Here is a 26249-nt window from a genome sequence, read left to right as displayed (position 1 = left end):
AGCGGAATCGTCGCCCCGCGCGCCCGTGCGGCGCGTCAGCGCTGGAAGCCCTCGGCGATGATCTCGATGAGCTCCTCGCGTTCCTCGACCGGCAGGAACGCACCGGCCGCGGCGTTGAGCTGGAAGGCCTCGAGGTCGTCGAGGTCGTAGTCGAACGCCTGCGCCAGCAGCCCGAGTTCGCGGGTCAGCGTCGTGCGACTCATGAGGCGGTTGTCGACGTTCACCGTGACGGAGAAGCCCAGCTGGTACAGCAGATCGAACGGGTGGGCGTCCATCGTGTCGCCCCAGGCCGTGACCGCGCCGCTCTGCAGGTTCGACGTCGGCGACAGCTCGAGCGTGATCTCGCGGTCGCGCACCCAGCGCGCCATGTCGCCGAAGGTGACGAGCACCTCCTCGCCCTCGCGCGACACGACGTCGAGGTCGTTCGCGATCCGCACGCCGTGACCGAGGCGCACGGCCCGGCCGTCGATGAGAGCGGAGCGGATGGATGCCAGCCCCGCGCCCTCACCGGCGTGCACCGTCGTGGGGAAGAACTGCTCGGCCAGGTAGTCGAACGCCGCGCGATGGTTCGACGGAGGGAAGCCGTCCTCGGGACCGGCCAGGTCGAATCCGACCACGCCGCGCCCGCGCCACGAGACGGCGAGCTCGGCGATCTCCCGGGAGCGCGACCCCTGGCGCATGGCCGTGAGCAGCTGCCCCACCCGGATGTCCTTGCCGCGGGCGTCCGCGGCATCCTCGCCCTCTTCGATGCCCTCCTGCACGGCATCCACGACGTCGTCCAGGCTCAGGCCGCGCGTGAGGTGCTGCTCGGGAGCCCACCGCACCTCGGCGTACACGACACCGTCGTCGGCGAGGTCCTCGACGAACTCCTTCGCCACGCGCAAGAGCCCCTCGCGCGTCTGCATCACGCCGATCGTCGCGTCGAACTTCTCGAGGTAGTCCTCGAGCGAGCCGCCGTCGATGTGGTCCGAGAACCACGCCTCGAGACTCTTCGCGTCATCGGCGGGCAGGTCGAGATCGATCTCGTCGGCCAGTTCCAGGACGGTCTGCGGACGGAGCCCGCCGTCGAGGTGGTCGTGCAACGACACCTTCGGCAGATTCTTCAGCTTCTTGCCCTGGATGCGGACGTCGTCGGTGGCCATGGTGCTCCTCGGGTCGGATGCCATCACGCGGTGATGCGCTCGCGCACGAGCGGGGTGCGCGCGGGAGCGCTGTCGCCGATCTCCCACGCACCCTCGACCGCGGCGAGGGCGCGATCGAAGCGCGTCTCATCATCGGCCGAGAGGGTGAACAGCGGCTGACCGGCCGCGACGGAGTCGCCGACGGTGACGTGCAGGTCGATTCCCGCGGCGTGCACCACGGCGTCCTCGGCACGAGCGCGTCCGGCGCCCAGGCGCCACGCCCCGATGCCGAAGGGCAGTGCCTCGACGCGGGTGACGTCGCCGGAGCGATCCGCGACGACCGTGTGGGTCTCGCGCGGGGTCGGGAGCGCGGCATCCGGGTCGCCGTCCTGCGCGCGGATCATGCGCTTCCATACGTCCATCGCACGGCCGTCGGCCAGGGCGGCCTCGACGTCGGCATCGGGGCGACCCGCGAGGGTGAGCATCTCGCGGGCGAGCGCGACGGTCAGCTCGACGACGTCGGCCGGGCCGCCGCCGGCGAGGACTTCGACGGACTCGCGCACCTCGTTGGCGTTGCCGATCGCGCGCCCGAGCGGGGTGTTCATGTCGGTCAGGAGCGCCGTGGTGTTCACGCCGGAGTCGGTGCCGAGGGCGACCATCGTCTCGGCGAGTTCACGCGCGCGGTCGATGTCCTGCATGAAGGCGCCGGAGCCGAACTTCACGTCGAGCACGAGCGAGTCGGTGCCCTCCGCGATCTTCTTCGACATGATGCTCGAGGCGATCAGCGGGATCGCCTCGACGGTGCCGGTGACGTCGCGGAGCGCGTAGAGCTTCTTGTCGGCCGGGGCCAGGCCCGTTCCCGCCGCGCAGATCACGGCGCCGACGTCGGCGAGCTGCGCGAGGATCTCGTCGTTGGACAGCGCGGCCCGCCACCCCGGGATCGACTCGAGCTTGTCCAGCGTGCCTCCGGTGTGCCCGAGACCGCGGCCGGAGAGCTGCGGAACGGCGACCCCGAATGCGGCGACCAGCGGCGCCAGTGGCAGCGTGATCTTGTCGCCCACCCCACCGGTGGAGTGCTTGTCGACGGTGGGCTTGTCGAGCGACGAGAAGTCCATGCGCTCGCCGGAGGCGATCATGGCGTCCGTCAGCACCCGGATCTGGTCGCGGCCGAGACCGTTCAGCAGGACCGCCATCGTGAACGCCGACATCTGCGCGTCCATCACGTAGCCGCGCGTGTAGGCGTCGACCAACCAGCGGATCTCGCCCTCGGAGATGGCCCGACCGTCTCGCTGCGCGCGGATGATGTCGACCGCGTCGTACTGCTCGGTGCTCACCGGGCCGCCTCCTCGAGGTCGCGCGGACCGAAGGCGTCCGGGAGGACCTCGTCGATCGTGCGGATGCCGCTGACGGTCTCGAGCAGCATGCCCGGGATCGCGTGCTCGAAGAGCAGCTGACGGCACCGGCCGCAGGGCATGAGCGTACGGCCCTCCCCGTCGACGCACACGAAGGCCACGAGCTGACCACCGCCGCTCATGTGGAGTTCCGAGACCAGCCCGCACTCGGCGCACAGCGTCACGCCGTAGGAGGCGTTCTCGACGTTGCACCCCGAGACGATGCGTCCGTCGGCGACGAGCGCCGCAGCGCCCACCTTGAAGCGGGAGTACGGGGCGTAGGCGCGATGCATGGCCTCGGTGGCGGCGGAACGGAGTTCGTCCCAGTCGATGTCGGTCATCGTGGAGCGGAGGGTCCTCTCGTGAAGGGGGAAACGGGCCGGGTCAGCCCTTGACGTACGGTTTGCCGGCGGCCGCGGGGCCGCGGACCTTCCCGACGAGACCGGCAACGGCGAAGATCGTCACGACGTACGGCAGCATGAGCATGAACTCGCTGGGCACGGGCGAGCCGATGACGCCGAGGGTGTTCTGCAGGTTCGAGGCGAAGCCGAACAGCAGGGCGGCGAGGGTCGCGCGGATCGGGTCCCACTGACCGAAGATGACCGCCGCGAGGGCGATGTATCCCGCGCCCGCCGTCATCTCCTTGTTGAAGGCGCCGACCGAACCCAGCGTGAAGAACGCACCACCCAGACCCGCGATCGCACCGCCCAGCGAGACGTTCCAGAACCGGGTGCGGGCGATGTTGATACCCACGGTGTCGGCCGCCTGCGGGTGCTCGCCGACGGCACGCAGCCGGAGGCCCCAGCGGGTGTGGAACAGGCCCAGGTAGACGGCGATCACCGTGACGTACATGAGGTAGACGATCACGGTCTGGTTGAACAGCATGGGCCCGATGATCGGGATGTCGGCCAGCACCGGGATCGGCAGACGCGGGAACCGCGGGGGCGAGTTCAGCGTGTCGGCGTGCGGCGAGAGGAGCTGCGAGAACAGGAAGCTCGTCAGGCCCACCACGAGCACGTTGAGGACGACGCCGACGATCACCTGGTCGACGAAGTACTTGATCGCGAAGGCGGCGAGGACGAAGGACACCAGGACACCGGCCACCGCGGCGGCGAGCAGACCGATGAAGGGGTTGCCCGTCACCGTCGCGACGATCGCCGAGGTGAACGCACCGGCCAGCAGCTGTCCCTCGATCGCGATGTTGACCACGCCGACGCGCTCGCTGAGGACGCCGCACATGGCGCCGAAGATCAGCGGCACCGAGAGGCTCAGTCCGCCCGCGAGGAGACCCGTGAGCGGGATGACCGAGGTCGTCGCGCCGGCGGCGGCCCAGGTGAGGAATCCGACCATGAACACGACGGCGAAGATCACGGCCAGCCAGATCGGGGGCCGGCGGTGCGCTCGCACCATCAGCACGCTCGCGACCGTGACGAGCGCCAGCAGGATCGTGCAGACCGCGCCGGTCACGGCGCCGCCCAGCACGACCTCGGGCAACTGGATGAATTCACCCGGGCTCGAGATGCCGAAGACGGCGTCGCCGTCCTGGCGTGCCACGACGAAGAGCACGGCGGCGAGCACCGTGATGACGCCGTAGACGATCGGGGCCTTCCAGCTCACGACGACGGCCTTGTCGAGGGCCTCGACGGCGGGCGCGGCCTCGGGGTGTGCGGCGGTGGTGCTCACCGGGCCGCCTCCTTCTTCTTGGCGGCGCGCACCTTGGGCTGGCGCGCTCCGGGGGTCGGCAGGCGGAAGATCGCGCGCACCAGGGGCGGGGCGGCGATGAACAGCACGATGAGCGACTGCACGACCAAGACGATGTCGATGGGCACGCCGTTGGCGGCCTGCATGGCGAAGCCGCCGGCCTTGAACGCGCCGAACAGGATGCCGGCCACCAGGACGCCCACGGGAGTGGAGCGGCCCAGGAGCGCGACGGTGATCGCGTCGAACCCGATGCCGGCGTCGATGCCGCTGGAGAAGCCGGTCGTCACGGTTCCGAGGACCTGGTCCACGCCGGCGAGACCGATGAGACCACCGGAGATGAGCATCGCGTAGACGTACATCGACTTGACGTTGATGCCCGCGACGCGGGCCGCGTTCGGGTTCAGACCGACCGCGCGGAAGCGGAAGCCGAGCGAGGACCGTTCGAGGATCCACCACACCAGCACCACCGCGAGGATGGACAGGACGAACCCGAAATGCAGGTTGTAGCCCGAGCCGAAGAGGTCGGGGAAGACCGCGGTGTCCTTCATCGGCGGGGTCGTCGGGTTGCTCGAGCCCGGCGCCTGGAGGAGCCCCGGGGTGCGCAGCATGTAGTACACGAGGTAGTACGCCACGTAGTTGAGCATGATCGTCACGATCACCTCGTGCGCACCGGTGCGAGCCTTCAGGACTCCCGCGATGCCGGCCCAGATCGCACCGGCGACGACGCCGGCGACCAGGGCGATGACCATGTGGACGCCCCACGGCAGGTCGAACGAGAAGGCGACCCAGCCCGCGGCCGCCGCGGCGACGAGCATCTGACCGCGACCGCCGATGTTGAACATGCCGACGCGGAACGCGAGGGCCACGCCGAGGCCGGCCGCGATCAGGGGTGTCGCGAACGTCAACGTCTCGGTGAGCGGCTTGATCCCCGTGGCGAACTCGGGGCGGCGGAAGTTGTAGATCGCCCCCTGGAAGAAGGAGGCGTACGCCCCCGAGACCGACTCCCAGATGGCGGCGAGCGTGTCGCCCGGCCGCGCGAAGAAGTACGCCGATGTCGCCTGGACGTTCTCATCGGTGGCGGCGATCATGATCGCGCCCACGAGCAGGGCGAGGATGACCGCGAGCACCGAGATGATGGCGTTGCCGGTGGCGATCTCGCGCAGGGCGCGGCTCCAGCGGTTCTCCTCGGGCGCGGGCGGCGGAGTCACGACGCGGGCTCCCGCCACGGTGTCGACCGCGACGCTCCCCTCGAGGGCGACGTCGGCGTCGGTCGCCGCGGCGACCTCGGCGGCGCGATCGGCGCGCGCGGCGGTCGGGTCGTGCGGGCTGTGCGAATCGCTCACGCGGCGACTCCTTCGTTCTGGGGCGCTTCGCCGGCCATCATCAGGCCGAGCACATCGCGCGAGGTGTCGCCCGGGACGATGCCGACGACGCGGCCCCGGTACATGACCATGATGCGGTCGGCGAGGGCGGTGACCTCGTCGAGCTCGGTGGAGACGACGATCACGGGCACGCCGCTGTCGCGGGTCTCGATGACGCGCTTGTGGATGAATTCGATCGAGCCGACGTCCACGCCACGGGTGGGCTGGGCGGCGACGAAGAGGCGGAGGTCGCGGCTGAGCTCGCGTGCGAGGACGACCTTCTGCTGGTTGCCGCCGGAGAGGCGCCCGACGGGTGTCTCGATCGAGGGCGTCCGCACGTCGAACTCGCTCACCTTCTCGCGCGCGAAATCGGCGAGCGTGGAGAGTTGGAGCGCGCCGCCCTTGACGAACGGGGCACCGTCGGCCCGGTCGAGCATGAGGTTCTCCGCGATCGAGAACTCCCCCACCAGACCGTCTTCCTTGCGGTCCTCGGGAACGAACCCGACGCCCGACTCGAGCACCGCGCGGACGCTCTGGCCGAGGAGCTCCGTGCCGTCCAGCACGATCGAGCCCTCGACGCGATCCTGCAGCCCCAGGAGGGCCTCGGTGAGCTCGGTCTGGCCGTTGCCCTGGACGCCGGCGATCGCGAGGACCTCGCCCCGGCGGACGTCGAAGCTGACGTCGTTGACGACGAGCTGGCCGATCGCGTCGACGACGGTGAGCCCGGATACGGAGAGCCCCACCTCGCCGAGCGTCGGCGCCTCCTTCTGAACCGTCAGCTCGACGGCGCGACCGACCATCAGCGACGCCAGTTCCGCGTTGGACGCGCGCGGGTCAGCCTCGCCGACCACCTTACCCAGGCGGATCACCGTGATCCGGTCGGCGACCTCGCGGACCTCGCGGAGCTTGTGGGTGATGAAGACGATCGAGGTGCCGGAGGACTTCAGCTGACGCATGATCGCCATCAGTTCGTCGGTCTCCTGCGGCGTGAGGACGGCCGTGGGCTCGTCGAACACGAGGACCTTGGCATCCCGGGAGAGGGCCTTGATGATCTCGACGCGCTGCTGCACCCCCACGGGCAGATCGTCGACGAGGGCGTCGGGGTCGACGTCGAAGCCGAAGCGGTCGGAGATCTCCGTGACCTTCGCACGCGCCGCGGCGAGGTCGAGCCGCCCGCCGAACTTCGTCGGCTCGTGGCCGAGCATGACGTTCTCGGCGACGGTGAAGACCGGGATGAGCATGAAGTGCTGATGCACCATGCCGATGCCGGCCCGCATCGCGTCGCCGGGTCCGGCGAAGTGCTGGACGTCGTCGTCCAGCAGGATCTCTCCCCCGTCGGCCTGGTAGAGACCGTAGAGGACGTTCATCAGGGTGGACTTGCCGGCACCGTTCTCGCCGAGCAGGCAGTGGATCTCTCCGGCCTCGACAGTGAGGTCGATGTGATCGTTCGCCACCAGGGATCCGAAGGTTTTCGTGATCCCGCGGAGTTCGAGCTTCATGTTCCCGATCCTAAGTTCTGTGGCGCCGCACACGGGGTGCGACGGGGAGGATCCGCCTCGTGAGCGGATCGGTTCCGATCGCCGGGGCCAAGGCCCGCGGCTCCCATAAGGGAGGGGAGGCCGGCACGGAGCCGACCTCCCCCAGGAGAGTGGATCTCTCAGCCGGCCAGGTAGGACTCGACCGTGATCTTGCCGCTGATGATGTCGGCCTTGAGCGCGTCCACCTTGCTGGTCAGGTCAGCGGGCACGCGGTCCGACCAGTCGTGGTACGGCGCGATTCCGACACCGTCGTTCTCGAGGGTGCCGACGAACGGCGTGGTGTCGAACTCGCCCTTTCCGGCGGACACGATCGCGTCCTTGGTTCCCACGTCGATGCCCTTGAGGATCGAGGTCAGGAGCAGGCTGCCGACCGAGGGGTCGGTCTCGAACACGTCGGCGTCGACGCCGACCATGGCGATCTCGCGGCCCGAGTCCTGGATGGCGACGGCGGCCGACTGGTAGATCGGGCCACCGACGGGCAGGAGCACGTCGACGTTCTGGTCGATGATCGCCTGCGCGGTCTGACGCGCGGTGTCGTTGGCCTCGAAGCCACCGGTGAACGAGCCGTCCTTGGCGGTGCGGTCCCAGCCGACGACGCGGACCGAGGTGCCGTTGTCGGTGTTGTACTTCTCGACGCCCTGGGCGAAACCGTCCATGAAGATCGTGACGGTCGGGATGTTCATGCCACCGAAGGTGCCGACGACGCCGGTCTTGGAGACACCCGCGGCGAGGTAGCCCGCGAGGTAGGCGGCCTGAGCGGTGTCGAAGATGATCGGCTTGATGTTCGGCGCGTCCGTCGTGCCGTCGAAGTTCTGGTCGACGGTGTCGTCGATCGAGACGTACTGCAGGTCGGGGTTGGCCGTGGCCGACTCGAGCGCGGCCGGCGCCAGAAGGAAGCCGACCGTGATGATCGTGTTGCAGCCCTGGTCGACGAGGCTGGAGAGGTTGGAGGCGAAGTCGGTCTCGGCCTGCGACTGGACCTCGATCGGCTTCTTCGAGCCGAGCTCCGCGGCGGCCTGGTCCAGGCCTTCCTTGCCCAGCTGGTTGAACGACTTGTCGTCGAACCCACCCGAGTCCGACACCATGCAGGGCAGGTAGTCGCTGGCACCGGCAGCGGCCGACGAGCCGGTGCTCTCGGGCGCGGCACCGCAACCGGCGAGCAGCACGGCCGCGCCGATCATCGCGAGGCCGCTGACGACGGCCTTCTTCGTGGTCTTCACGAATGGTCCTCCAAGACGGGGGCCCCCAACGGGTTCGGGGGACGATGGAGTCACGTTACCCACTGTGACGAATCGCTTGCGCGCCCGAACGGGCCCCGCGCGGCAATGGTTACAAAGACGCAATCTCGCGTGATGCGCGCGCCACACGGCGACGGCACCGACGAGACCGGATGCCGCGTGCTACGGCATCCGGTATCAGAGGACGTCGCCGCGACCGGTGAGCTTGAGCGCGTCCACGACGCCCTTGACGCGCTGGGCGTTCTCGCTCGTGGTCACCAGGAGCGCGTCGGGGGTGTCGACCACGACGATGTCGCGCACGCCGATGAGGCTGATGACGCGCTTCGTCTGGGACACGACGATCCCGCTGGAGGCATCGGACAGCACGCGCGCGTCCTCACCCAGGATCGCGAGCTCGTTGCGCCCGCCCGAGGAGTTCAACTTCGAGAGGCTGGCGAAGTCGCCCACGTCGTCCCAGTCGAAGTGACCCGGGATGACCGCGAGACGCCCCTTCTCGGCGGCCGGTTCGGCGACGGAGTAGTCGATCGCGATCTTCTTCAGGCCCGGCCAGATGCGGTCGACGGCGGGACCGCGGAGGGCGCGGTCGTCCCACGCCTCGGCCAGTTCGAGCAGGCCCGCGTGCAGCTCCGGCTCGTTGACGGCGAGCTCGGCGAGGAGCACGTCGGCGCGGGTGATGAACATGCCGGCGTTCCAGAGGTACGCCCGATCCAAGAAGTACGCCTTGGCGGTGTCGAGATCGGGCTTCTCGACGAACCGCTCCACGGTGTAGGCCTCGGGCGCCCCGTCGACGATGAGCTCGTCCGCCTGCTTGACGTACCCGAAGCCGACGGAGGGTTCGCTCGGCTGGATGCCGATCGTGCAGATGTATCCGGCACGGGCGACGGCCACCGCCTGTCGCACGGCGAAGTCGAACTGGCGCGTCTGGCGGATGACGTGGTCGGCGGCGAACGAACCGATGATGACGTCGGGCTCGCGCCGGACGAGGATCGCGGCGGCGAGACCGATGGCGGCGCTGGAGTCCCGCGGCTCGGACTCGAGGAAGACGTTGTGGTCCGGCACGCCCGGAAGCTCGCGCTCGACGGCGGCGCGGTGCGCACGGCCGGTGACGACCGCGATGCGATCCTCGCCGGACAGCGGCGCGAGACGGTCCCAGGTATCGCGCAGGAGCGTCTGACCGGACCCGGTGAGGTCGTGGAGGAACTTGGGTGCGTCCGCCCGGGACAGCGGCCACAGGCGGCTGCCGATCCCACCGGCGGGGATCACGGCGTAGAAGTCGTCGATAGCAGGTTCGGCCATGGCATCGACCCTAATGGGAAAGGCCTCGGCGGACCCGCGCGAGGCCAGTCGCCGCCCGGCGGGGAGCCATCCCCGGACCCCTCGATTTATCTCGACATCGAGAGAGTGTTAGGCGACCCTCATCCCCCCGATTCATAGCCCGGCCGTAGTATTCAGTGGCGCCCGTGTGACGCTCGGGGCCCACGCGGGCCCCCACACCGTGTTCGATCAGGGAGGACGACCGTGTCAGCACCAGCACGTGCCACGCCGTCGGTGAAAGAGACCACCTCGAAGAGGCCGCGCGGAACCCTCTACCGTGGCCGCGAAGGAATGTGGTCGTGGGTCCTGCACCGGATCACGGGCGTGGCGATCTTCTTCTTCCTTCTCGTCCACATCCTCGACACCGCCCTCATCCGCGTCTCCCCCGAGGCGTACGACGCTGTGATCGGCACCTACAAGAACCCGATCATGGGTCTGGGCGAAGTCGCCCTCGTCGGCGCCATCGCGTACCACGCCTACAACGGCCTGCGCATCATCGCCGTCGACTTCTGGCCGTGGGCGACCCGCCACCAGCGTCAGCTGTGGTGGGGAGTGCTGGGCCTCTGGGTCGTCACGATGCTCGGATTCACCCCGCGTCACCTCATCAACGTCTTCAGCGCCGTCACGGGGAGCCACTGATGTCCGTCGCCCAGGAAGCAAGCACGATCCCCGCCCCCCGCACGCCCGCCGTGCGGAAGAAGGGCTCCAACCTCGAGAAGTGGGGATGGATCTACATGCGCGCCTCCGGCGTGCTGCTGGTCGTCCTCATCTTCGGTCACCTCTTCGTCAACCTCATGACGGGCGAGGGCATCCACCAGATCGACTTCGCGTTCGTCGCCGGCAAGCTGGCCTCGCCGTTCTGGCAGTGGTGGGACGTCCTGATGCTGTGGCTGGCACTCATCCACGGTGCCAACGGCATGCGCACGATCGTGAACGACTACGTCACGACGCCCTCCGTGCGTCGCGTCCTGGTCTGGGCGATCGGGCTGTCGGCGGCCTTCCTGATCCTCCTCGGCACGCTCGTGGTCTTCACCTTCGACCCCTGCCTCGGCGTCACCGAGAGCAGCTCCCTGTGGGAGATCTGCCAGGCGTGAGCCGCGGCATCCTCCCTTTCGACTGAGACAGCAGAGGCATTGCACACGTGAGCACTCAGAACAGCGCGGACACGATCGTCAAGGACGGCGTGCACTACCACCAGTTCGACATCGTGATCGTCGGCGCCGGCGGCGCCGGCATGCGCGCAGCCATCGAGGCCGGCCCCGGCGCGAAGACCGCCGTCATCTCGAAGCTGTACCCCACCCGCTCCCACACCGGAGCGGCGCAGGGAGGCATGGCCGCGGCCCTCGCCAACGTCGAAGAGGACTCCTGGGAGTGGCACACCTTCGACACGATCAAGGGCGGCGACTACCTCGTCGACCAGGATGCCGCGGAGATCCTCGCCAAGGAGGCCATCGACGCCGTCATCGACCTCGAGAACATGGGTCTGCCGTTCAACCGCACCCCCGAGGGCAAGATCGACCAGCGTCGCTTCGGCGGGCACACCGCCGATCATGGCAAGACTCCGGTCCGCCGTGCGTGCTACGCGGCCGACCGCACGGGTCACATGATCCTGCAGACGCTGTTCCAGAACTGCGTGAAGCTCGGCATCAACTTCTTCAACGAGTTCTACGTACTCGACCTTGTCACCGTGAAGGACGACGCGGGGAACACGCAGGTCGCGGGCGTCGTCGCCTACGAACTCGCCACCGGCGACCTGCACGTCTTCCAGTCGAAGGCCGTCGTCTTCGCCACGGGCGGCTTCGGGAAGATCTTCAAGACCACCTCCAACGCCCACACCCTCACCGGTGACGGCGTCGGCATCGTCTGGCGCAAGGGCCTGCCGCTGGAGGACATGGAGTTCTTCCAGTTCCACCCGACCGGTCTCGCCGGTCTCGGCATCCTGCTGACCGAGGGCGCGCGAGGCGAGGGCGCGATCCTCCGCAACGCCAGCGGCGAACGGTTCATGGAACGCTACGCGCCGACCATCAAGGACCTGGCACCGCGCGACATCGTCGCCCGCTGCATGGTGCAGGAGGTCGCCGAGGGTCGCGGCGCCGGACCCCACCGCGACTACGTGCTCCTGGACTGCACCCACCTGGGTGCCGAGGTCCTCGAGACGAAGCTCCCCGACATCACCGAGTTCGCGCGCACCTACCTGGGCGTCGACCCCGTCGTCGAGCCCGTCCCGGTCATGCCGACCGCGCACTACGCGATGGGCGGCATCCCGACCAACATCAAGGCCGAGGTGCTGTCGGACAACGACACGGTGGTCCCCGGTCTCTACGCCGCCGGCGAGTGCGCGTGCGTCTCGGTGCACGGATCCAACCGCCTCGGCACCAACTCGCTGCTCGACATCAACGTCTTCGGCAAGCGCGCCGGCCGCAACGCCGTCGAGTACGTCCAGACCGCCGACTTCGTGCCCCTCCCCGAGGACCCGGCGAAGGAGGTCCGCGAGATGATCGAGGGCCTGCGCGCCAACTCGGGCACCGAGCGCATCGCGGTCCTGCGCAAGACGCTGCAGGACGAGATGGACAAGGGTGCCCAGGTGTTCCGCACCCACGACTCCCTCGCCGAGGTGCTCGACATCATCGCCGACCTGCGCGAGCGCTACAAGAACGTCCACGTCGACGACAAGGGCAAGCGGTACAACACCGACCTGCTCGAGGCCGTCGAGCTCGGGTTCCTGCTCGACCTCGCCGAGGTCGTCGTCTACTCCGCGCAGAACCGCGAGGAGAGCCGCGGCGGTCACATGCGCGACGACTTCCCGACGCGCGACGACGAGAACTACATGCAGCACACCATGGCGTACCTGACCGGCGACCCGCATTCGTCGCACCCCGCCGACCACATCGAACTCGGGTGGAAGCCCGTGGTCTTCACGAAGAACGATGCCGGCGAACTGCGCTACCCGCCCCTCGAGAGGAAGTACTGAGATGGCATCCACCGTCATCGAGACCGTCGACACCTCCGACGAGGTCGAGCAGACCCCCAAGGACACGGGGATCCAGTCGTTCATGGTCACGTTCAACATCCGCCGGTTCGACCCCGAGGTCGACGACGAGCCCCGCTGGGTCGACTACGACGTGGAGCTGTACTCCACCGATCGCGTGCTCGACGCCCTGCACAAGATCAAGTGGGAGGAGGACGGTTCGCTGTCGTTCCGCCGCTCGTGCGCGCACGGCATCTGCGGATCGGATGCCATGCGCATCAACGGCCGCAACCGCCTGGCCTGCAAGACGCTGATCAAGGATCTCGACATCTCGCAGCCGATCTACGTCGAGGCGATCAAGGGCCTGCCGCTCGAGAAGGACCTCATCGTCGACATGGAGCCGTTCTTCGCCTCCTACCGCGAGGTGCAGCCCTTCCTCATCGCGAACAGCACGCCGACCCCCGGCAAGGAGCGCATCCAGTCGATCGTCGACCGCGAGGTCTTCGACGACACGACGAAGTGCATCCTGTGCGCCGCGTGCACCTCGTCGTGCCCCGTGTTCTGGACCGACGGCCAGTACTTCGGACCGGCCGCGATCGTCAACGCGCACCGCTTCATCTTCGACTCGCGCGACGACGCCGGCGACGTGCGTCTCGACATCCTCAACGACAAGGAAGGCGTGTGGCGCTGCCGTACGACCTTCAACTGCACCGAGGCGTGCCCCCGCGGTATCGAGGTCACCAAGGCCATCGCCGAGGTCAAGCAGGCGGTCCTCCGCGGCCGCTGAGCCTCGCTCTTCGAACGGCGGGTGCGCTTCGGCGCCCCGCCGTTCGGCGTCTCGCGCGGGGGTCACGGCGTCACGGGGCGCAAACTGCTCGCCGGCCACGGCCGAGAGCGACCGGCATCCATTCACTAGGCTCGAACGGTGACCGACAGCCGCCACGACCCCCGACCGCTGCCCGGTGCGGCGTCGGAGGACACCTCGTTGCGCGACCGGTTCGATGCAGCCCAGGCGGCCGTGCGCGAGCGTCTGGATGAACCCCTCGCCCGCGCGGCGAAGATCGCGCAGCTGTTCCCGGTGCGGGTGTGGCGTCATTTCCTCCGGCACAACGGATTCCTGCTCGCGGCCGGCATGAGCTATCAGGGCTTGTTCGCGGTGTTCTCCGCGCTCTACCTCGCCTTCGCCAGCGTCGGCATCTGGCTGGGCGGAAGCAAGGAGGCGATCGACGGACTCATCCGCATCGTCAACAGCTACATTCCCGGGATCATCAGCGACACCGGCCTGATCAAGCCCGAGCAGGTCGAGGCCGTCGCGCAGGACAGCGGCAGGCTTCTCGGTGTCACCGGCGGCTTCGCCGGCGTGGTCGTCATCTGGACCACCATCGGGTTCGTCACCTTCACCCGGCGCGCGGTACGCGACACCTTCGGGCTGCCGTTCGACCTGCGGAACTACGTGCTGCTGAAGGCCCGGGATTTCGTCGCGTCGCTGTTGTTCGGCGTCTCCCTGCTCGTGGGTGCGCTTCTGGGTTCGATAACCACGGGTGCCGTCGACCTCGTCTTCGGGTGGATCGGGTGGACGCGCGAGACCGAGTGGTGGTCGCTCGGGGCGCGAGGGGTGTCGCTCGTGGTCGCCTTCGGCGTGAATACCCTCGCGCTCGGGTCGCTGTTCCGGTTCCTCACGGGCACCGTGCTGCCCTGGCGGCGGATCTGGCCGGGCGCCCTGGTGGGTTCGGCGGGGCTCGTGCTCCTTCAGGTGGGGGCGGGCTTCCTGTTCGTCTACACGCCCTCCAATCCGTTGCTCGCGACCTTCACGGTGCTGATCGGTTTCCTCCTGTGGTTCCGCCTCGTCGGGATCGTGATCCTCGTCGCCGCGGCGTGGATCGCCGTCGCCGCGCAGGATCGCGACGTACCGCTGCGCTCTCCCGAGGACCGTCGCGCCATGGAGCAGACCGCCCTGGTCATCGCCGCCCAGGTCGCGGTGCGAACGGCAGAGGAGACCGCAGCTCTCTCCCGGTGGCCCCGCCGATGGATCGCCCGGCGCCGGCTGCGCGCCGCCCGGGCGCACCTGGCACGGCTGGAGGCGGAGCTTCCCGCTCCGCGTCGGCAGACACTGCTGCTGGACTGAGCGTCCGGGTCGCCGCGGGCGGGCCCACGACCGCCGTCCGGTCCCGTGTCGGAGGCCCGGGCTACGCTCGACGGGTGGCTCGTTCCGTACGCATCGTCTCCGTCAACGTCAATGGCATCCGTGCCGCCGTCCGCAAAGGCATGATCGAGTGGCTCGACGCCTCGGGCGCCGACATCCTCGCTCTTCAGGAGGTGCGCGCGACGGCCGACCAGCTCGCCGAGGCCCTCCCGGGGTGGCAGATCGTGAACGACGAGGCGCTGCAGAAGGGCCGCGCCGGCGTCGCGATCGTCAGCCGGCTCCCCGGCGTCGAGACCCGCACCCACCTCGGACCCGAGCCGCTGGACGCCTCGGGACGCTGGATCGAGACCGACTTCGACATCGACGGCGAGACCCTGACCGTCGTGAGCGCGTACGTGCACAGCGGAGAGGTCGACACCCCGAAGCAGGAGGCGAAGTGGCTCTTCCTGGATGCCATGGAGGCGCGTCTCGCCGAACTCGCGGCCACGCAGCCGCTCGCCGTCGTCATGGGCGACTTGAACGTCGGACACCGCGAACTCGACATCAAGAACTGGCGGGGCAACCGCAAGAACGCCGGGTTCCTTCCCCGTGAGCGCGCCTACTTCGACCGGTTCTTCGGCCCCGCCGGCGAACAGGTCGAGGGCGCCGACGGCTCGACCGGTCCGGGCCTCGGATGGGTCGACGTCGGCCGTCGCCACGCCGGCGAGGTCGACGGACCGTACACGTGGTGGTCGATGCGCGGGAAGGCGTTCGACAACGACTCGGGCTGGCGGATCGACTACCACGTCGTGACCCCCGCCCTGGCGGAGCGCGTCACCGACTACCGCGTCGACCGCGCACCGTCGTACGACACCCGCTGGAGCGACCACTCCCCCGTCATCGCGGACTACACGCTTGGCCTCTGAGCGGCGCGGGTCGCCGGGCACGTTCCCGATGTCGCGGCGGCCTAGGATCGTACGGTGACCCAGCAGCGCCTCTACTCCGGAATGCAGCCCTCCGCAGACAGCCTCCAGATCGGCAACTACATCGGGGCGCTCCTCCAGTGGCGCGAGCTGCAGGACCAGTACGACGCGTTCTTCTCGGTCGTCGACCTGCACGCCCTCACGCAGCCCGGTGATCCGGCCGAGCGCCGCGAGAAGACCCGCCGCACCGCGGCGCAGTACATCGCCGCCGGGATCGAGCCGTCGCGCTCGACGCTGTACGTGCAGTCGCACGTGCCCGCGCACGCCGAGCTGCAGTGGGTGCTGTCTACCCTGACGGGCTTCGGCGAGGCCGGGCGCATGACGCAGTTCAAAGACAAGTCGGCCCGCTACGGGGCGGATGCCACGAACGTCGGCCTGTTCACCTACCCGGTGCTCATGGCCGCCGACATCCTGCTATACCAGACCGACGTGGTGCCGGTCGGCGACGACCAGAAGCAGCACATCGAGCTCACGCGCGATCTCGCCGAGCGCTTCAACAAGAACTTCGGTGAGACGTTCACGATGCCGAAGCCGATGATCCAGCGCGAGACCGCCCGCATCTACGACCTGCAGAACCCGACGGCGAAGATGTCGAAGTCGGCCGAGTCCGACGCGGGCGTGCTGTGGATGCTCGACGAGCCCAAGGTCAGCGCGAAGAAGATCATGCGCGCCGTCACCGACTCCGAGGGAGCCGTGCGCTTCGACCGCGAGGAGAAGCCGGGCGTCTCGAACCTGCTGGTGATCTACTCGGCCCTGACCGGCCGCGAGATCTCCTCCATCGAGGACGAGTACGCCGGACGCGGCTACGGCGACTTCAAGAAGGGGCTCGCCGAAGTGGTCGTCGCCGAGTTCGAGCCGGTGCGTGCGCGCGCCCTCGAGCTGCTCGACGACCCCGCCGAGCTCGACCGCGTGCTGGCCACGAACGCCGAGCGGGCGGCATCCGTCGCCGAGAAGACCCTCGCCGACGTCTACGACCGCATCGGCCTGCTCCGCCGCGGCTGACCCGGCGCGGGGAGCCGGCCAGTAGCGTGGGCGGATGGAACCCGACCACCTGCAGACCCCGCGGCTGGAACTCTCGGCCCCGACCACGGCCGACGTCGCGGCGATCCACGCCGCGTGCCAGGATGCCGACCTGCAGCGCTACACCACCGTGCCGTCGCCGTACCTCCTCGAGGACGCCGAGCGCTTCGTCGCGCTGACGGCCGAATGGTGGGCGGACGGCACGCAGCCGACGTGGGCGATCCGTCGCGACGGCCGCGTCGCCGGGATGATCGGGCTGGCGAAGCTCGACACCGGGGCACCCGAGATCGGCTACTGGATCGCCCGCGACGCGCGACGGCAGAACATCGCGGTCGAGGCGGGGACCGCGGTGATCGACTGGGCGTTCGCCGATGACCGGCCCGCTGTCGAGCGCATCGAGTGGCGCGCCGTGGTCGGCAACCTCGGCTCGGCCCGGATCGCGCGGCGCCTCGGCTTCCGGTACGAGGGTCTGCTGCGGCAAGCCCACGTCAACAGCCTCGGGCGCGCCGACCTCTGGATCGGCGGTCTGCTCCGACACGACGAGCGGACCCCGCAGGACTGGCCGCTCGACCTCGGTTAGCCCGCGGGGAGGTCGAGTGTCCAAGACACGCCGCGTCGCCCCGGTCGCATGCGGCGTGTCTTGGACACTCAGCCGGGCGGGGGTGGGGCGGGGGGCGCGGCAAGGGCCTGTCGGATGTCGGGGACGGATGCCACGATGGCTGCATGCCCGAGATGCCCGAGGTCGAAGGACTCGTCGAGTTCCTGCGCGGCCGCGTGACGGGGCTGACGTTCACGAAGGCGAGCGTGTCCGCCATCAGCGCGTTGAAGACCTACGACCCGCCCATCGACGCGCTCGTCGGCTCGGCCGTCACGGGGGTCGAACGTCACGGCAAGTTCGTCGACGTCGCCACCGACGGTGGCATCCATCTGGTGTTCCACCTCGCCAAGGCGGGTTGGCTGCGGTGGTACGACGCGCTCCCCTCGACCCTCATCAAGCCGGGGAAGACGCCGATCGCGCTGCGCGTGGGGTTCGACGACGGATCGGGCTTCGACCTGACCGAAGCGGGGACGAAGAAGTCGCTCGCCGTCTACGCCGTCCGCTCCCCCGCCGATGTGCCTGGCATCGCCCGACTCGGCCCCGACCCCCTCGACGACACGCTCGATCGGGACGCGTTCGCCGCGCTGCTCGCCGGGCGCCGCACGCAGATCAAGGGCGTCCTGCGCGACCAGTCGATCATCGCGGGCGTCGGCAACGCCTACTCCGACGAGATCCTGCACGCGGCGAAGATGTCGCCGTACGCGCTGGCCGCCAACCTCACGGATGCCGAGATCGACACGCTCTACGCCGCGATGATCAGCACCCTGACCGAGGCGATCGACACCGCGCGCGGCAAGCCTCCGGCCGACCTGAAGGATGCCAAGCGGCGGGGCATGCGCGTGCACGGCCGGCGCGGCGAGACGTGCCCGGTGTGCGGCGACGAGGTGCGGAGCGTCTTCTTCGCCGACAACTCCCTGGAGTACTGCCCGACCTGTCAGACCGGCGGCAAGATCCTCGCGGACCGACGTCTGTCGCGCCTGCTCAAGTAGCACGATTTCGCCCCGAGTCGGCGGGAATGAATCCGTGTCGGCGGTGTTGATTAGACTTCGACCAAGCAATACGTGCTCCGGGGTCGGTGCGAATCCGAACCGGCGGTGACAGTCCGCGAACCCCTCCGCTCCGGCGGTGGGGCCGATCCGGTGGAATTCCGGAACCGACGGTGATGAGGCGAGAGATCTCCTCTAGTCCGGATAGGAGGCAGCACGGTCGGCGCGCCGCGCCGTGCCACCCTGCGCTCCTGCCCCGCTCACGACGGGAAGGACAGGGAAATGGCATCCGCCGCCGAAACAGACGCCATGCGCCGCGCGCTGCGTCTCGCGCGGAACGGTCCCCGCGGCCTCAACCCGCAGGTCGGCGCCGTGATCCTCTCCCCCGCAGGTGACGTGCTCGCCGAGGGTTACCACCGCGGCGCGGGCACCGCTCACGCCGAGGTCGACGCGCTCTCGAAGCTCGCGCCCGGCGAAGCGCGCGGTGCGACCGCGGTCGTCACGCTCGAACCGTGCAACCACACCGGACGCACCGGGCCCTGCGCGGTCGCCCTGCTCGAGGCCGGGGTCGCCCGGGTCGTGTACGCCCTCGACGACCCGACGGATGCCGCGGCCGGCGGCGCCGAGCGGCTCCGGAACGGAGGCGTCGACGTCGAGTCCGGGCTGGAACGCGATGCCGCGGAGGAGCTCATCCGCGACTGGGTGCACCTGCAGCGCACCGGCCGCCCGCGGGTGACCGTGAAGTGGGCGCAGAGCCTCGACGGGCGCGCCGCCGCGGACGACGGATCGAGCCGGTGGATCACCGGCCGCGCGGCGCGCCGCGACGTCCACGCGCGCCGCGCGGCCGCCGACGCGATCCTCGCCGGCACCGGAACGGTGATCGCCGACGATCCCGCCCTCACCGCGCGGGACGCGGACGGCGCACCCCTCGAACGCCAGCCGATCCCGGTGGTCGTCGGCGAGACCGAGATCCCGGCGGATGCCGCCGTCCGCCGCCACCCGCGCGAGGCGCTGTTCTTCCCGACCCGCGACCTCGGCGCGATCCTCGACGACCTCGGCGGGCGTGGCATCCAGACCGTGTTCGTCGAGGGCGGTCCCACCCTCGAGAGTGCGCTGGTGCGCGAAGGACTGGCCGACGAGGTGCTCGTCTACCTCGCCCCCGTCCTTCTCGGCGGCTCGCGGCTCGCGCTCGGCGACCTCGGCGTCCCCGACATCGCCTCGGCCCGTCGGCTCGAGGTCGCCTCCATCGACATCCTCGGCGACGACATCCGCGTCGTCGCCCGTCCCGTCCACGACACCCAGGGAGATTCCTGATGTTCACCGGAATCGTCGAAGAGATCGGCGAGATCACCGCGGTCGAGCCCGCCGGCGACGGCGTGCGCGTGACCGTGAAGGCCCCGCTCTCCGTATCGGATGCCGGCCACGGCGACTCGATCTCGGTCAGCGGCGTGTGCCTCACCGTGGTCGACCAGGGCACCGACTGGTTCACCGCCGACGTCATGAAGCAGACGCTCGACATGTCGACGCTCGCGAACGTCGGCGCGGGGCGCCCCGTCAACCTCGAGCGCGCGACCGCCGCGCACGGCCGCCTCGGCGGCCACATCGTGCAGGGCCACATCGACGGCACGGGTGTCGTGCGCGAGGTGCGTCCGGGCGCGCAGTGGAGCGTGGTGCGCATCGGCATCCCGGCCCACCTCGCCCCGCTCGTGGTCGACAAGGGCTCCATCGCGATCGACGGCGTCTCGCTGACCGTCAGTGCGGTGAGCGAGGCCGGCGACCCCGAGCCCTGGCTCGAGGTGTCGCTGATCCCCGAGACCCTCGAGGCGACGACGCTCGGTCGCGCCGAGGCGGGCACTCCCGTGAACCTCGAGACCGACATCCTGGCCCGGCACGTGCAGCGCATGCTGGCCTTCCGCAGTACCGAGAACCCCGCGGCCCCCGCCGCAACGACCGAGAGGGGCTCCGCATGAGCCTGTCCACCATCCCCGAGGCCCTCGAGGCCCTCCGCGCCGGACGCCCGATCCTCGTCGCGGACGACGAGAACCGTGAGAACGAGGGCGACGTCATCATCTCGGCGCAGCTCGCGACGCCCGAGTGGCTGGCGTGGACCGTGCGCTGGTCCAGCGGCTACGTCTGCGCGCCCATGCCGGCCGACTGGGCCGACCGCCTCGACCTCCCCCCGATGGTCGAGGTCAACCAGGACGCGCGCGGCACCGCCTACACGGTGAGCGTCGACGCGGCGTCGGGCGTGACGACGGGCATCAGCGCCGCCGACCGCGCGCACACGCTCAACGTCCTCGCCGACCCCGAGTCCGTGCCGACGAGCCTCATCCGTCCCGGCCACGTGCTGCCCCTGCGCGCCGTCGACGGCGGCGTGCGCGAGCGCGCTGGCCACACCGAGGCGGCTGTGGACTTCATGCGTCTGGCCGGCCTCGAGCCGGTGGGCGCGATCGCCGAGGTGGTGGCCGAGGACGGCAGCATGATGCGTCTCCCCGGCCTCCTCGAGCTCGGCGAGCGCGACGGCATCCCGGTCGTGACGATCGAACAGCTCGTGGCCTACCTGAACGAGACCGAGCCGGTCGAGGCGACCCCGGTCCCGCGCCGCCGCGTGAGTCTGCGGGCCGAGGCGAACGTCCCGACCTCCCACGGGACGTTCCGCTTCCTCGCCTACAAGGACCGCATCACCGGCACCGACCACATCGCGGTCGTCTCGGGCGAGATCACCGACGAGGCCCCGCTGGTACGCGTGCACTCGGAGTGCCTGACGGGCGAGGCGTTCGGTTCGCTCAAGTGCGAGTGCGGTCCCCAGCTGGATGCCGCGCTGGACACGATCGACCGCCAGGGCGGCATCGTGATCTACATGCGCGGCCACGAGGGTCGCGGCATCGGTCTCATCAACAAGCTGCGCGCCTACAGCCTGCAGGAGCGGGGCCTGGACACGGTGGATGCCAATCTCGCCCTGGGCCTGCCCGCCGACGCGCGCGATTACGCCGCCGCCGCCGGCATCCTCACCGACCTCGGTGTCGAGCAGGTGCGCCTGCTCACCAACAACACCGACAAGGTGGCGCAGCTGCGCAGCTTCGGCCTCGACGTCGTCGAGCAGGTCCCCCTGCTCGTGGGCGTCGGCCCCAACAACCACCAGTACCTCGAGACGAAGCGCGACCGGATGGGTCACGTCATCGACGAGGACGACCTGCGCGATGCACTCGCGCACATGAAGGAAGGACTCGTCTGATGGCGGGAAGCGGAGCACCCGAGACCGGCGGCGTCGACGCGACGGGACTGAACGTCGTCGTCGTGGCCGGCACGTGGCACGAGGTCATCACCGACGGTCTGATCGCCGGAGCGAAGCGGGTCCTGGATGCCACGGGCGCGACGTACCGCGTCGTGCGCGTGCCGGGTTCGTTCGAGCTGCCGGTCGCCGCCGTCGCGGCGTTCGAGGGCGGCGCCGACGCGGTCGTCGCGCTCGGCGTGATCATCCGCGGGGGCACCCCGCACTTCGAGTACGTTTCGTCGGCCGCGACCGACGGTCTGACCCGGGTCGCGATCGACGCCGGGAAGCCCGTCGGCTTCGGGGTGCTGACCCTCGACGACGAGCAGCAGGGCCTCGACCGCGCCGGACTCGAGGGCTCCAAGGAGGACAAGGGCGCCGAGGCCGCCGATGCGGCCCTCCGCACCGCCCTGGTGCTGCGCGACCTCCGCGGCTGACCGCGGTCCCGCACGGCGCGCCTCCCCTCGCGGTGAGGCGCGCCTTGCTGGCGGCGGGGGCACGGCATCCCTACCCTGACCGTATGGAGATCCTGCGTCACGTCATCGTCCTGGTTCATCTGATCGGGTTCGCCACGTTGTTCGGCGCCTGGATCGTCGAAGCCGTCTCGCGTCGCGTGCGCGTCACGCCGCTGATGAACTACGGTCTCCTCATCTCGCTCCTCACGGGCCTGATCCTGGCCGCACCGTGGGGGCTCGAGCACGACCTCAACTACGCGAAGATCGGCGTCAAACTCGTCGTGCTCATCGTCATCGGCGCGCTGCTGGGCATCGGTTCGGCCCGGCAGAAGCGCACCGGCGCGGTGCCCCCGGTCCTGTTCTGGCTCGTCGGGCCCCTGACGGTGCTGAACGCCGCGCTCGCGGTCATCTGGCGCTGACCCGCCCGCTCGCCGAGTCCCTCTCGGCGAGCGCATAGACTGGAGGGTCTGGACCCACACCCGGGTCCATCCCGGTGCCCCCCGCCGCGCGCCCGGACACGCATACCTGCCGTGCCCGACTCCGCGCCACCGCCTGCGCCCCCACGACGGACGCGATCGCTCGATCTCTCGTCAGGCAGTCATGACCTCCTCCTCCCCCACCGTCCGCTCCTCGTCGGCCCCCGCCAATCCGCGCTCCCGTGTCATCACCGCGAGCCTCATCGGCACGACGATCGAGTTCTACGACTTCTACGCGTACGCCACCGCGGCGGTGCTCGTCTTCCCGATCCTGTTCTTCCCGACCGGCAACGAGACCACCTCGCTCCTTCTCTCCTTCAGCGTCTTCGGCGCCGCCATGGTCGCGCGCCCCCTCGGCGCCGTCGTCTTCGGCCATTTCGGCGACCGGTTCGGCCGCAAGGCCACCCTCGTGGCATCCCTGCTCACCATGGGCGTCGCGACCTTCCTCATCGGCTGCCTCCCGACTTACAACGACATCGGCGTGTGGGCGGCCGTCCTGCTGCTGATCATGCGCCTCGCGCAGGGCTTCGCGCTCGGCGGCGAATGGTCCGGCGCGGCGCTGGTGGCCACCGAGAACGCGCCGAAGGGCAAGCGCGCCTGGTACGGCACGTTCCCCCAGCTGGGTGCGCCGATCGGCTTCATCATCGCCAACGGCGTCTTCCTCTTCATCAACTTCGCCCTCCCCCACCCCGACGGCACCGCGCAGCGTTCGGCGGAGTTCCTCGCGTGGGGCTGGCGCGTGCCGTTCCTGTTCTCGGCCGTGATGGTGATCGTCGGCCTCTGGGTGCGTCTGAAGCTGGTCGAGAGCGAGTCGTTCGCGAAGGCCGAGAAGAGCGGGGCGATCCGCAAGTTCCCGCTCGGCGAGGTGATCCGCCGCAACTGGGTGCAGCTGATCCTCGGCACGTTCATCATGCTGGCCACCTACGTGCTCTTCTACCTGATGACGAGCTTCACGCTGTCGTACGGCACCAAGCCGACGCTCGAGGGCGCCGCCGCCGCGGCCGAGAAGGCGGGCACCGATTTCGATCCGTCCACGTTCGTGCCCGGCCTCGGCTTCGGATACACCGACTTCGTGATCATGCAGATCGTCGGCGTGGTCTTCTTCGGCATCTTCACGCTGCTGTCGGGCCCGCTCGCCGACCGGTTCGGACGCAAGCGTCTGCTCACCGTCGTGACGATCGCGATCATCCTGTTCGGCCTCACGTTCTCGTTCTTCCTGCTGCCGCAGGCCGACGCCGGCCTCACCCGCGCGTCCGTGCAGGCGTTCCTCATCATCGGGTTCCTGCTCATGGGCACGACGTTCGGACCGATGGGCGCGGTGCTGCCCGAGCTCTTCCCCACCAACACCCGCTACACCGGATCGGCGATCTCCTACAACGTGTCGTCGATCCTCGGCGCCGCCCTGGCGCCGATCGTCGCCGTCGCCCTGTGGGCGGCGGGCGGCGGCAACCCGTGGCTCGTCGGCGTCTACCTGTCGGTCATGGGCGTCCTCACGCTCATCGCGGTGGCCCTCTCGCCCGAGACCAAGGACGTCGACTACGACGCGAACATCGCGGCCGGGGCGAGCGCGCCGTAAGACGCGCACACGCGGATCGATGGATGCCACGGGGCCCCGGCCTCGTGGCATCCGTCGTTCCACCGACGAGCAGACGCGTCCGCCGATGTCGGCGCGGAGAGGTACGGTCGAAGAACCCGTTCTTCTGCTGAGGTGAGCATGTCTTCGTCCGCTCCCGCCCGAGGCCGCCGCGGCCGCCGCGCCCCCGAGGGACCCCGCGCGTCCTTCCGGCAGCTCTTCCCCTTCCTGCTCGAGCACAAGGGCACACTGGTCGTCGTCGGGGTGCTGAGCATCCTGGGCGCCGGCGCGACCCTCGTGCAGCCGCTGCTCGTCGGCCAGGTCATCACGCGCGTACAGCAGTCGGTCCCGCTCGGGGCGCTGGTCTGGCTGCTGGTCGGGTTCGTCGTGCTGTCATCGCTGATCTCCGGGTATCAGCACTACCTCCTGCAGCGCACCGGCACCGCCGTGGTGTACTCCTCGCGGCGACGACTGATCGCGCGCATCCTCCGTCTGCCGATCAGCGAGTTCGACGCGCGCCGCACCGGCGACCTCGTCTCGCGCGTGGGAACCGACACGACCCTGCTCTACGCCGTGCTCACCCAGGGGCTCGCGGATGCCGTCGGCAACGCGCTCATCCTCGTCGGGGCGATCATCGCCATGGCGTTCATCGATCCGCTGCTCCTCGGTCTCATCGTCCTCGTGCTCGGCGCCTCGATCGCGACGGTCGGGATCCTCAGCACGCGCATCCGCACCGCTTCGGCGGCACAGCAGGCGAAGGTCGGGGAGCTGGCATCCGGAGTCGAACGCGCCGTCGGATCGATCCGCACGATCCGCGCCGCGGGCGCCACCGAGCGGGAGGTGGCGACCGTGACGGGCGCCGCGACCGAGGCATACGACGCCGGCGTGCGGATCGCGAGGGTGTCGGCGCTCATCGTCCCCGTCGCCGGGATCGCCCTGCAGGTCTCGCTCCTGGTGGTCCTCGGCGTGGGCGGCTTTCGCGTGGCATCCGGGGCCATCGACGTCGCGTCCCTCGTGACGTTCGTGATCTTCCTGTTCCTCCTCGTGCAGCCCCTCGCATCGGCCATCGGCGCGATCACCTCCGTCAACCAGGCACTGGGCGCGCTCGGGCGCATCCAGGAGGTGCTCGACCTGCCCCTCGAGGAGGACGACGACCGCCCGGGTCCCACGGCAGGCCCGACGGATGCCGCGGCGATCGAGTTCCGCGACGTGCGCTTCCGCTACCCCGACCACGTCGTCAAGGCCCGCGAAGCCGCCGCGAAGGAAGCGCGCTCGGTGCTCGCGCAGGCGCACCTCGACCGCGCCGCGGACGAGACGACCGCGGAGGTGTCGGACGACGCGCACGAGGTGCTGCGCGGGGTGTCGTTCACCGTTCCCCGCGGGTCCCGCGTCGCGCTCGTCGGACCGTCCGGGGCCGGGAAGAGCACCGTCCTCTCGCTGATCGAGCGGTTCTACGACCCGACGGCCGGCGCCATCCTGGTCGACGGCGTCGACGCCCGACAGCTGCCCCGCGAGGCGCTGCGCGCCCGCTTCGGATACGTCGAGCAGGACGCCCCGACCCTGGCCGGGACGATCGCCGACAATCTCCGCCTGGCCTCACCCGACGCCACCGACGCCGACTGCGCGCGGGTGCTCCGCGCCGTCAACCTCGGCGACGTGCTCGAGCGCAGCCCGCTCGGAGTGGATGCGCCGGTCGGCGAAGACGGCGTGATGCTCTCGGGCGGCGAACGCCAGCGGCTCGCGATCGCCCGCGCGCTCCTGGCTGCTCCCCCGGTGCTGCTGCTGGACGAGTCGACCTCGTCCCTCGACGGCGTGAACGAGCAGCGCATGCGCGAGGCGATCGACGCCGTCGCCACCGGCCGCACGCTGCTGGTCATCGCGCACCGCCTGTCGACCGTCGTCGACAGCGACCTGATCGTGGTGCTGGAGCACGGCCGCGTCGCCGGTCAGGGCACGCACAGCGAGCTCGTGGCATCCGTCCCCCTCTACCGCGAGCTCGCGAAGCACCAGCTTCTGGTGTGACGCGGGCGCCGCGCGGCGGGCGCGGCGGGCGTGGGCGCGGCGTTGACTTCGGGGAAACGTAAACGCGACGTCGCCCCGCGCGTACTTTCGCCCCAAGTCAGCGGGGCGGGC

At 69.8% G+C, this 26249-nt stretch carries 24 protein-coding genes and 1 riboswitch; of the genes, 16 read left to right on the top strand and 8 right to left on the bottom strand.

The features are described 5' to 3' along the window. Nucleotides 1-35: 35 nt before the first annotated feature. The 8 genes from P8R59_RS10355 to P8R59_RS10320 form a co-directional block, all read right to left on the bottom strand. Nucleotides 36-1142 carry an adenosine deaminase gene (locus P8R59_RS10355; protein WP_278100989.1) on the bottom strand — a complete coding sequence of 369 codons (1107 nt, stop codon included), beginning with the start codon at nucleotides 1140-1142 and terminating at the stop codon, nucleotides 36-38. Between the two features lie 23 nt (nucleotides 1143-1165). Further along, nucleotides 1166-2455, bottom strand: coding sequence for a thymidine phosphorylase (locus P8R59_RS10350; protein ID WP_278100988.1), 1290 nt, complete (start codon nucleotides 2453-2455; stop codon nucleotides 1166-1168). Then, nucleotides 2452-2853, bottom strand: a complete 402-nt coding sequence (locus P8R59_RS10345; RefSeq protein WP_058595516.1) for a cytidine deaminase — start codon at nucleotides 2851-2853, stop codon at nucleotides 2452-2454. The genes P8R59_RS10350 and P8R59_RS10345 overlap by 4 nt, the downstream gene beginning before the upstream one ends. 43 nt (nucleotides 2854-2896) lie before the next feature. Next, entirely contained in the window at nucleotides 2897-4195 is a 1299-nt protein-coding gene (locus P8R59_RS10340; RefSeq protein ID WP_278100987.1) for an ABC transporter permease, read from the bottom strand. Then, nucleotides 4192-5556 (bottom strand): ABC transporter permease, encoded by a 1365-nt coding sequence (locus P8R59_RS10335; protein ID WP_431606852.1) that lies wholly within the window; start codon nucleotides 5554-5556, stop codon nucleotides 4192-4194. The genes P8R59_RS10340 and P8R59_RS10335 overlap by 4 nt, the downstream gene beginning before the upstream one ends. Continuing rightward, nucleotides 5553-7073, bottom strand: coding sequence for an ABC transporter ATP-binding protein (locus P8R59_RS10330; RefSeq protein WP_278100986.1), 1521 nt, complete (start codon nucleotides 7071-7073; stop codon nucleotides 5553-5555). Before P8R59_RS10330 ends, P8R59_RS10335 begins: the two co-directional genes overlap by 4 nt. Before the next feature lie 158 nt (nucleotides 7074-7231). Next, on the bottom strand, nucleotides 7232-8332 hold the full coding sequence (locus P8R59_RS10325; protein WP_278100985.1) for a BMP family lipoprotein: 1101 nt from the start codon (nucleotides 8330-8332) through the stop codon (nucleotides 7232-7234). A gap of 195 nt (nucleotides 8333-8527) precedes the next feature. After that, nucleotides 8528-9646: a mannose-1-phosphate guanylyltransferase gene (locus tag P8R59_RS10320; protein WP_278100984.1), complete on the bottom strand. Its 1119-nt coding sequence runs from the start codon at nucleotides 9644-9646 to the stop codon at nucleotides 8528-8530. Between the two features lie 222 nt (nucleotides 9647-9868). On the opposite strand from P8R59_RS10320, the gene sdhC reads away from it, so the two are divergent. From sdhC to P8R59_RS10240, 16 genes are all read left to right on the top strand, one after another. Continuing rightward, a complete protein-coding gene (sdhC, locus tag P8R59_RS10315) occupies nucleotides 9869-10303 on the top strand; it encodes a succinate dehydrogenase, cytochrome b556 subunit (RefSeq protein ID WP_077050476.1) in 435 nt (144 codons plus the stop codon). Continuing rightward, nucleotides 10303-10758 (top strand): succinate dehydrogenase hydrophobic membrane anchor subunit, encoded by a 456-nt coding sequence (locus tag P8R59_RS10310; protein ID WP_077050477.1) that lies wholly within the window; start codon nucleotides 10303-10305, stop codon nucleotides 10756-10758. Before sdhC ends, P8R59_RS10310 begins: the two co-directional genes overlap by 1 nt. A gap of 47 nt (nucleotides 10759-10805) precedes the next feature. Then, complete coding sequence (sdhA, locus tag P8R59_RS10305; protein ID WP_077050478.1) at nucleotides 10806-12635, top strand: succinate dehydrogenase flavoprotein subunit; 1830 nt, start codon at nucleotides 10806-10808, stop codon at nucleotides 12633-12635. Between the two features lies 1 nt (nucleotide 12636). Further along, the gene (locus tag P8R59_RS10300) at nucleotides 12637-13419 is read left to right on the top strand and encodes a succinate dehydrogenase iron-sulfur subunit (protein ID WP_278100983.1); all 783 of its coding nucleotides are present in this window, start codon (nucleotides 12637-12639) and stop codon (nucleotides 13417-13419) included. Between the two features lie 138 nt (nucleotides 13420-13557). Beyond that, nucleotides 13558-14757 (top strand): YihY/virulence factor BrkB family protein, encoded by a 1200-nt coding sequence (locus tag P8R59_RS10295; RefSeq protein ID WP_278100982.1) that lies wholly within the window; start codon nucleotides 13558-13560, stop codon nucleotides 14755-14757. A gap of 74 nt (nucleotides 14758-14831) precedes the next feature. After that, complete coding sequence (locus tag P8R59_RS10290) at nucleotides 14832-15680, top strand: exodeoxyribonuclease III (protein ID WP_278100981.1); 849 nt, start codon at nucleotides 14832-14834, stop codon at nucleotides 15678-15680. Nucleotides 15681-15734: 54 nt separating this feature from the next. Next, complete coding sequence (trpS, locus tag P8R59_RS10285; RefSeq protein ID WP_278100980.1) at nucleotides 15735-16739, top strand: tryptophan--tRNA ligase; 1005 nt, start codon at nucleotides 15735-15737, stop codon at nucleotides 16737-16739. Between the two features lie 34 nt (nucleotides 16740-16773). After that, a complete protein-coding gene (locus P8R59_RS10280; protein ID WP_278100979.1) occupies nucleotides 16774-17337 on the top strand; it encodes a GNAT family N-acetyltransferase in 564 nt (187 codons plus the stop codon). Nucleotides 17338-17480: 143 nt separating this feature from the next. Next, nucleotides 17481-18344 carry an Fpg/Nei family DNA glycosylase gene (locus P8R59_RS10275; RefSeq protein ID WP_278100978.1) on the top strand — a complete coding sequence of 288 codons (864 nt, stop codon included), beginning with the start codon at nucleotides 17481-17483 and terminating at the stop codon, nucleotides 18342-18344. Between the two features lie 69 nt (nucleotides 18345-18413). Then, a riboswitch (FMN riboswitch) is annotated at nucleotides 18414-18562 on the top strand. A gap of 61 nt (nucleotides 18563-18623) precedes the next feature. After that, entirely contained in the window at nucleotides 18624-19655 is a 1032-nt protein-coding gene (gene ribD, locus P8R59_RS10270) for a bifunctional diaminohydroxyphosphoribosylaminopyrimidine deaminase/5-amino-6-(5-phosphoribosylamino)uracil reductase RibD (protein ID WP_278100977.1), read from the top strand. Then, the gene (locus tag P8R59_RS10265) at nucleotides 19655-20311 is read left to right on the top strand and encodes a riboflavin synthase (RefSeq protein WP_278100976.1); all 657 of its coding nucleotides are present in this window, start codon (nucleotides 19655-19657) and stop codon (nucleotides 20309-20311) included. The genes ribD and P8R59_RS10265 overlap by 1 nt, the downstream gene beginning before the upstream one ends. After that, nucleotides 20308-21576, top strand: a complete 1269-nt coding sequence (gene ribA / locus P8R59_RS10260; protein WP_278100975.1) for a GTP cyclohydrolase II — start codon at nucleotides 20308-20310, stop codon at nucleotides 21574-21576. The genes P8R59_RS10265 and ribA overlap by 4 nt, the downstream gene beginning before the upstream one ends. Then, nucleotides 21576-22049 carry a 6,7-dimethyl-8-ribityllumazine synthase gene (ribH, locus tag P8R59_RS10255; RefSeq protein ID WP_077050487.1) on the top strand — a complete coding sequence of 158 codons (474 nt, stop codon included), beginning with the start codon at nucleotides 21576-21578 and terminating at the stop codon, nucleotides 22047-22049. The genes ribA and ribH overlap by 1 nt, the downstream gene beginning before the upstream one ends. An 83-nt stretch (nucleotides 22050-22132) precedes the next feature. Next, nucleotides 22133-22486, top strand: coding sequence for a Fe-S protein (locus P8R59_RS10250; RefSeq protein ID WP_278100974.1), 354 nt, complete (start codon nucleotides 22133-22135; stop codon nucleotides 22484-22486). 181 nt (nucleotides 22487-22667) lie between these two features. After that, a complete protein-coding gene (locus P8R59_RS10245) occupies nucleotides 22668-24119 on the top strand; it encodes an MFS transporter (RefSeq protein WP_278100973.1) in 1452 nt (483 codons plus the stop codon). 138 nt (nucleotides 24120-24257) lie between these two features. After that, nucleotides 24258-26138: an ABC transporter ATP-binding protein gene (locus P8R59_RS10240; RefSeq protein ID WP_278100972.1), complete on the top strand. Its 1881-nt coding sequence runs from the start codon at nucleotides 24258-24260 to the stop codon at nucleotides 26136-26138. Nucleotides 26139-26249: the final 111 nt, after the last annotated feature.

Origin of the sequence: Microbacterium proteolyticum, from assembly GCF_029639405.1 — a bacterium.
Classification (GTDB): Bacteria; Actinomycetota; Actinomycetes; order Actinomycetales; family Microbacteriaceae; genus Microbacterium.
The sequence above is the reverse complement of the archived record's forward strand: the minus strand, read 5'-3'. Positions and strand labels throughout refer to the sequence as shown.